Below are 6,958 nucleotides of genomic sequence, written 5' to 3' on the forward strand. Positions count from 1 at the left end.
CCGGATGCGAGCGGACCGCCACGGGCGTCGCCGCGGCGTGCGGCCTCGACGGCGAGACCTCCGCATCGCCGGTGGGCGCTCGCCACCGTACGGGACACGATCGGCACCCGGGACGTCGCTGCCGGCCACCGGCGTCCGCGCACCCGGAAATCCTACGACCGCTGCCGACCGCCCTGCCGCCGGACGGATGCCGCGGCACCGCGCCGTCGCGTCGGCACCACGGCGGGGACGGCGGCGCCGGGCACGGGTCGGAGCGTCGATCGTTCAACAGCAGCGCATCCTATCCGGAGGCCCTGCTGCGCAACACCCGCGACGGCGCCGGGCGCGCGCTGGTCCCTGCAGGGGAACGGCCGGACGCCGTCCAGAGTTCCGGGAGGCTGACGGCGACCGGACTCGGCGGTCCGGGAAACGTCCTGCTTTCGGGAACACCCTCATTGTCGCAGTCCGGGACGGCGGCTGTCACCGTCCTCCGGAATGATCTTCGCGGCCGTCGTGCGCCCTAGGGTTCCGGGTGGCAAGCACAACGCACCCATCCGGACAGGGAGTCGAGAGTGGCGCACGACATTGCCGCGCTGGCGGAGGAACTCACGGCCATGGCCGCTGCCGATCAACGGACCTCGGCCCACGCGAACAGTGACGACCCTGCCGAGCAGTTGGCGTGGCGGAGGCTGACCGTGCGGCACGGTGACCGGCTCGGCGAGATCATGGAGGAGTACGGCTGGCCGACGGCGGAGCTGGTCGGCGAGGATGCCGCCCGCGCGGCGTGGCTGATAGCCCAGCACGCCGACCGGCAGCTCGACATTCAGCGCCGCGCCCTGAAACTGCTGCAGGCGGCGGTGTCCGCGGGTTCGGCATGCCCGCGCGAACTGGCCTTCCTCTGTGACCGCATGCTGGTCAACGAGGGCGGCAAGCAGATCTGCGGAACCCAGATCGCCGGTGTGTGGGACGGGGCGCCGGTTCCGTGGCCCTGTGCGGAGCCGGAGCGCGTGGACGAACTCCGCGCCGAAGTCGGCATCGAGCCCTTCGACGAGTACGTCGCGAAGTTCTCGCCGAGCTGACGCCGCTCCTCCGTCCGGGCCCCTCGGCCCTCGTCCTCCCGGGCACGGCCCGCCGGACGGCTTCGGGTCCGTCGGGCGGGCTCCGTCTCAGGGGCCTTCTCGGTGTGGGCGACCGTGCGCGGCAGCAGTCCGTCGATACGTAACCGCCGCAAGGCCCCGCTCGTGGTGAGCGGGGCCCGTCGCTGCGCGGAGGCAGCGGATCAGATCGGGCCGTGCCACTGGCTCTCGCAGTGGATCTTCCGGCCGCTGGAGTCGACGTGGCAGGCGCGCGAGTGGACATTGCGCGTCTTGTACCTGCTGTAGAAGTATCCGCCGGAGTTGTCCACCCCGTTGGTCGAGCAGTCGTGGACCGGGGCCATCCGGTAGTGGTATCGCGACCAGGCCCCGTTCGTGTAGATCTGGTAGGCGATCTCCTGCCCCGCGCAGTATCCGTCGGTCGCGTCGTCCCCGATGTCGGTCCACAGGGCGACGTAGTTGTTGGTCCGGTACATCGACAGGTGCTGGTACACGCCACTGACCGTACTGCTGGCGGAGTCCACGTAGCCGTACCCCTTGTTGCCCGGATACGTGCTCGAGGTGTACCACTCGTCGGCTGCGTTCGCCGAACCCGGTACCGCGACGACGAGGCCCGCCGCTGCGATGAGGGCCGTCAGGATCCGTCTCATGATGTCCCCCTGTGTCGACGTGGGGTGAACAGGGCCGGCGTCAGCAGGTCACGGTCCGGTCGTATCGGCCGCCGACGGTGTGCACGTACTTGCTCGTGTTGTTCCTGATGGTCATGCAGGAGGTGTCGCGCCAGTACTTCACGACGACCTTGACCCGCATCGTCTTTCCGCAGGTGTTCCGCAGATAGCCGGAGATGCCCCCGTCCGGGACGTTGGAGACGCTGCGCTGGATGCAGGCAGGTGCCGTCCCGGTCAGGGAGGCGCCGGACGTCGCCGCCTGTGCCGGCGCCGCCCCGACGACGATCCCGCCCAGTACCAGCGCCGTGCCCAGTGCAGCGGTCGATGTACGCTTTCGCATTTCTGCTCCTCCTTCGGTTCGACGCCAACTCTGGGCGTGCCGGGAGGCTTTCGCGACATGATTCGGCCTGGACCGAAGAAGGGCGTACCGGGAGGATTGCGGTACACCGGCGTACCGAGCGCGTGGGGGCAGGAGCGTGGTCTACCGCATCCATTTCACCGTCGAGGATCTGGCGCGCACCCGGGTGGAGCGGCCTGCGCCGCTGCTGGAGCTGAGCGCCGCCGTACGCACCCTGCAGAGCCGCAGCCACCCGGTGCGCTTCGGGGCGTGGCGGCGCAGCGCCTTCGCCGCGCTGAAGCCCGAGGCCCGGATGGTCCTCGACCTCGTGCCGCCCGGCGGCTGGGCCCCGACGTTCCTGACCACCGCCGCGGCGGGCAGCCCCGAGGAGCTGCTGGAGCAGGTGCGCTCGACTCCCCGCTCACGGGTGCGCGGTGACCTGGCCCACGTGGCGGAGTGGCAGGCACCACCGTCATGGGCGCGGCACCTGGCCGACGACGCGGAGCTGCTGCGGCGGCTCTGTGACGGCCTGGACCATGTCTGGACCGTGCTGCTGTCCCCGTACTGGGGGCACCTCGCCGCGGCGGTCGCGGACGACCGGGCCGTGCGGATGCGACAGGTCCTCACGGGAGGAGTGGAAGCGCTCCTCACCGCGCTGGATCCGCGGCGGGTGCGCTGGAACCCGCCCGTACTGGAGTTCAGGATGGTCTCCGGATACGACGGCGACCTCCACCTCGGGGGCCGCGGGATGCTTCTGGTCCCCTCACTCTTCGCCGACGGGCCCGCCATCGACATCGACGCCGAGCCGCAACCGGTACTGAGGTACCCCCTCGGCCACTCGCAGGCGTCCACCTCCACCCCGCTGTTCGTCCCTCCCGCGCGGCAGCCTCCGGCCCGGCAGGACCGCTCACCGGTCGACTCCCTCCTCGGCCGGACCAGGGCCGCTGTGCTGCGCGCCATCGCGGAGCACCCGGGCTGCTCCACCAAGGAACTGGCCGCGCGCAGCGGGACAGCACCCCCCAGCGCCAGCGAGCACGCGACCGTGCTGCGCACGGCCGGGCTCATCCGCACCGTGCGGCACCGCAACACCGCACTCCACAGTCCCACCCCCCTCGGCACGGCACTCCTCGAACAGTCCGGCCCCGCAGCCGGTCCGGCCGACCACTGAGAGCTGTCCCCCTCCGCGCACCGCAGCGATCGGGCAGTGCGCGTGGTGACGGACCGCGATGCGCCCTGCACGCGGTGCCCGGGCGCCACGTTCAGTCACGCGGCCGGGCCGTCGACGTCGTATGGCGGCTGCTTCCTGCGCGTAGGAGAGTGGAAGATGCGGGGGGTGAGGTGGATCCGCAACGGCTGGGTTCACCGGCACTCCGCTGCGCATGGACCGGCGGCAGGACGCGGACGCGATTCTCGCCCGTGACCGGCTCCGTTGCCGGTCCTGACAAGGGAATCGAGTGGCGGGGGAGCGGCCCGGCGGGCAGTCGGACGGTTCGGGAGGCTGCCGGTCCGCCGTCCGCAGCCGGCCCGCCCGACGCGCATCCCGGGGCCCGCGTAACGGCCAGTGGCCCGCGAGAGCGCCTCGGGGCCCGGCTCCGGCACAGCCAGGTGCCGGGCCTCCGCCCGGTCCTGGCTCGGCACATCACGCATCGGGTGCCGCACCGGTCCGTACCCGGGTGAGGAGAGGACGATGTCACACACCATGGAATGGAAGGTTCGCCTCCACCTCTTCGAGGACGACGAGGGGGCGACGAAGGTGCACGCGACGCTGGATACCGGCGCCGCGCAGGTCACCGGCCGCGGCACGGCCCACTGCCACCCGGCGGACACGGACGTGCCGGAGATCGGCGACGAGCTGGCGGCGGGCAGAGCCATGCACGACCTCGCCCAGCGACTGCTGAACATCGCCGAGCACGACGTCGAAGGCATGCAGGTACCCCGCGCGGAGGCCCGTCCGACGGTCGGGCAGCCCAGGTGACCGCCGACGGCGCGGCACCCAGGACCGCAGACCGGGCATCGGGAGGCGGGCCCGCGGGCCCGCGGCGGCGAAGGAGGAGAACAGGACTGTTCCCGCACGACATCAGGAAGGGGAAGGCGCAGCGCATCGAGATCACCGACTGAGCCGGAGCGGCGGCCCGAGCCGGGTACCGCCTGCGGGACGCACACTCGAAGCTGCACGCAGCAGCAGGAGAAGGAGCCCCGATGAGCAGCAGCTTCGTCGAAGCCGCACGGGAAGAGCTACGCCGCGCACCTCCCGCTGCCGCCCACGGCGTCCGGTCTCTCTCCGCGGTCGACGAGGCTCACACGGTTTCCGAGACCGGCAGCGGTACTGCGCCACGCTGAGCGACGGCGACAGCGGGTGCTCCCCCGGGGCCGCATGCCTCGGCGGGGGCGCCGTGCGGCGCCTGTCGAAGGGCAGTCGATCGTCGGAAGGTGCGGCGGCGTCGGACCCGGCAAGGCGGGGCACGCGGTTGCACGCGACTCGGACAGCACACCCGTCACGCCGAGGCAAGGAGACGACCGTGCGTGCAACGTTCCCACTGGGGCGGATCGCCGGAGTGCGGATCGGCGTCCACTGGAGCGTCCTGCTCATCTTCGCGCTCATCGTATGGGTTCTGGCCAGGAGCCGCTTCCCGCAGGTCGAGCCCGGGCGCGCGGAGGCGCTGTACTGGATGACCGGGCTGGGCACCGCGCTGCTGTTCTTCGGGTCGCTGCTGGCACACGAACTCGCGCACGCGATCGTCGCCCGGCGCAACGGAGTGCTGGTCGAGGACATCACGCTGTGGCTGCTCGGCGGAGTGGCCCGGTTGAAGTCCGAGGCGTCCGGACCGGGAGCGGAGCTGCGTATCGCCGGAGTCGGCCCCCTGGTCAGCCTGCTGCTCGGCGTGGGCTTCGGGCTCGGCTCCTGGCTCGTCCATCTCCTGGGCGCCCCAAGGCTCCTGGTGGAGGCAGTGGCCTGGCTGGCGGTCATCAACGTGCTGCTCGCCCTCTTCAACACCATTCCCGCCGCTCCCCTGGACGGTGGGCGCCTGCTCCGCGCCCTGCTGTGGCGCCGTAGCGGGGACCGGCTGCGGGCGGCCGTCCGGGCAACCGTGGTGGGGCGCGCCTTCGGCTGGCTGCTCGTCTTCGGGGGAGTCCTGCTGTTCCTCACGGCGCGCGCTTTCGACGGACTGTGGCTGGCGCTGGTCGGCTGGTTCCTGGTCACCGCCGCGACCGCGGAGGGCCGGCAGGCGCAGATCAGAAGCGCCCTGGCCGGTGTGCCGGTGCGCCGGGCCATGACGGAGCACCCCGTGCCGGCCCCCGCAGGACTGACGGTCGGGCAGTTCCTCGCCGACCCCCGGTACCGGTACCGCCACTCGGCATTCCCCGCTGTGGGAGCGGCGGGCGACGCGGCAGGGCTGATCACGCTGGAGCGGGCTCAGCACGTCCGTGCCGACCAGTGGGACACCACTGCGGTGGGTGACGTGATGCTGCCACTGTCGGAAGTGGTCACCGTGGGCCCGGACGATCCGCTGGCGGACCTGCTGCCGCGGCTGGAGCCCGGCGCCGAGCACCGGGTGCTGGTGCTCGAGGACGGCCATGTCGTCGGCATCGTCTCGCCCAGCGACATCGGCCGCACGCTGAGCCGGCTGATGCCTCAGCAGCAGCATCCGCGGACCTGGTGACGCAGCGGGACTCGCGTCGACCGCAGCGGACCCGTGGTCGCGACGGCCGGTGCCCGGCGCGACCACGGTGAGCATCCACCGCGACCGGACGGCCGCCGTCCACCGGGTCCGGATCCGCGCACCGGCGCCGCGTCAGGAACCCTCGCAGCGCCGACTCCCTCGGCTCGGACGGGATCAAGCCGGTTGTGGTACTTTCAGCCCGCCGTGCGCCGTGCGCCGTGCGCCGCTGCGAACCGAGGAGGTGAGACCGATCAACGCTGTGACAGGTCGGGGCTCCCTCTCTCGCATGGTCCGGGGAGTGCCCGCTCAAGGCATTCCGAAGGGCTCGAAACGCTATGCGCTTCACCTCTCAGACGTCGTATGACGACGTAACCGAACAGCTTTTCACTCTTGGCGAGATCCCCGGCGTGCTGTGGACACCGGCAGGCGCTGCCGGTACCCGCCCCCTCGTTCTGATGGGACACGGCGGCGGCCGGCACAAGAAGGCTCCCGGCGTCGCCGTCCGCGCGCGCCGCTTCGCCGCCGAGTGCGGTTTCGCCGTGGCGGCGGTCGACGTGCCCGGACATGGCGACCGGCCGCAGGAGGACGAGTACGATCGGCTCGCGACCGAGAACCAGGCCCGCGTGGCGGCCGGCGAGGAACTGGCTCCGCTGATCGCTGAGTTCCAGGCGATGGTGGCGCGCCGGACCGTCCCGGAGTGGCGCTCGGTTCTGGACGCGCTCCAGGAGCTTGAGTACGTCGGCTCCGGCCCGGTGGGCTACTGGGGGGTGTCGCTGGGCTGTGGGCTCGGCGTTCCGTTCGTCGCCGCCGAACCCCGGGTGCGCGCGGCGGTGCTGGGGCTGGGCGGGGTACTGGCGACTGCCGGGCCCGCCGCGCGGATCACCGTCCCGGTCGAGTTCCTGGTGCAGTGGGACGACGAGCGAGTGCCGCGGGAGCAGTGCCTGGCGCTGTTCGACGCTCTGGGATCGGCCGAGAAGACCCTGCACGCCAACCCGGGCGCACACGCGGACATTCCGGCCTTCGAGGTGGACAGCGCGCTGCGGTTCTTCGCCCGGCACCTGCTCCCGGAGTCGCTCGGCGCCACTGTGTGAGTTCCGCGGGGGGGGGGGGGGGGGGGGGGGGGGGGGGGGCCCCCCCCCCCCCCGGGCCCGGGGGGGGGGGGGGGCCCCCCCCCCCCGGAAGAAAAAAAAAAAAAAAAAAAATTTAAATAAATGGGAG

At 71.9% G+C, this 6,958-nt stretch carries 7 protein-coding genes; 5 read left to right on the forward strand and 2 right to left on the reverse strand.

Annotation, left to right across the window (positions count from 1 at the left end):
• Positions 1-551: 551 nt before the first annotated feature.
• Entirely contained in the window at positions 552-1,058 is a 507-nt protein-coding gene (locus ACFYNS_RS12150) for a DUF6624 domain-containing protein (protein WP_388602408.1), read from the forward strand.
• A gap of 200 nt (positions 1,059-1,258) precedes the next feature.
• Here ACFYNS_RS12150 and ACFYNS_RS12155 read toward each other — a convergent pair whose 3' ends face one another.
• A complete protein-coding gene (locus ACFYNS_RS12155) occupies positions 1,259-1,723 on the reverse strand; it encodes a hypothetical protein (RefSeq protein ID WP_360295652.1) in 465 nt (154 codons plus the stop codon).
• 40 nt (positions 1,724-1,763) lie between these two features.
• The gene (locus ACFYNS_RS12160) at positions 1,764-2,081 is read right to left on the reverse strand and encodes a hypothetical protein (protein WP_360295649.1); all 318 of its coding nucleotides are present in this window, start codon (positions 2,079-2,081) and stop codon (positions 1,764-1,766) included.
• Positions 2,082-2,217: 136 nt separating this feature from the next.
• On the opposite strand from ACFYNS_RS12160, the gene ACFYNS_RS12165 reads away from it, so the two are divergent.
• From ACFYNS_RS12165 to ACFYNS_RS12180, 4 genes are all read left to right on the forward strand, one after another.
• Positions 2,218-3,246 carry a winged helix-turn-helix domain-containing protein gene (locus ACFYNS_RS12165; protein WP_360295646.1) on the forward strand — a complete coding sequence of 343 codons (1,029 nt, stop codon included), beginning with the start codon at positions 2,218-2,220 and terminating at the stop codon, positions 3,244-3,246.
• Positions 3,247-3,765: 519 nt separating this feature from the next.
• A complete protein-coding gene (locus ACFYNS_RS12170) occupies positions 3,766-4,053 on the forward strand; it encodes a DUF1876 domain-containing protein (protein WP_388602411.1) in 288 nt (95 codons plus the stop codon).
• A 544-nt stretch (positions 4,054-4,597) separates the two neighbouring features.
• Positions 4,598-5,740, forward strand: coding sequence for a site-2 protease family protein (locus tag ACFYNS_RS12175; protein WP_388602413.1), 1,143 nt, complete (start codon positions 4,598-4,600; stop codon positions 5,738-5,740).
• A 335-nt stretch (positions 5,741-6,075) separates the two neighbouring features.
• Entirely contained in the window at positions 6,076-6,831 is a 756-nt protein-coding gene (locus ACFYNS_RS12180; RefSeq protein ID WP_388602415.1) for a dienelactone hydrolase family protein, read from the forward strand.
• Positions 6,832-6,958: the final 127 nt, after the last annotated feature.

It is taken from the genome of Streptomyces sp. NPDC006925, from assembly GCF_042869575.1.
In the GTDB taxonomy this organism is placed as follows: Bacteria; Actinomycetota; Actinomycetes; order Streptomycetales; family Streptomycetaceae; genus Streptomyces.

What these genes read in the sequence shown, in the direction of transcription:
- ACFYNS_RS12155 (WP_360295652.1), bottom strand. Translation starts at nt 1,723, where the DNA reads ATGAGACGGATCCTGACGGCCCTCATCGCAGCGGCGGGCCTCGTCGTC.
- ACFYNS_RS12160 (WP_360295649.1), bottom strand. Translation starts at nt 2,081, where the DNA reads ATGCGAAAGCGTACATCGACCGCTGCACTGGGCACGGCGCTGGTACTG.
- ACFYNS_RS12170 (WP_388602411.1), top strand. Translation starts at nt 3,766, where the DNA reads ATGTCACACACCATGGAATGGAAGGTTCGCCTCCACCTCTTCGAGGAC.
- ACFYNS_RS12180 (WP_388602415.1), top strand. Translation starts at nt 6,076, where the DNA reads ATGCGCTTCACCTCTCAGACGTCGTATGACGACGTAACCGAACAGCTT.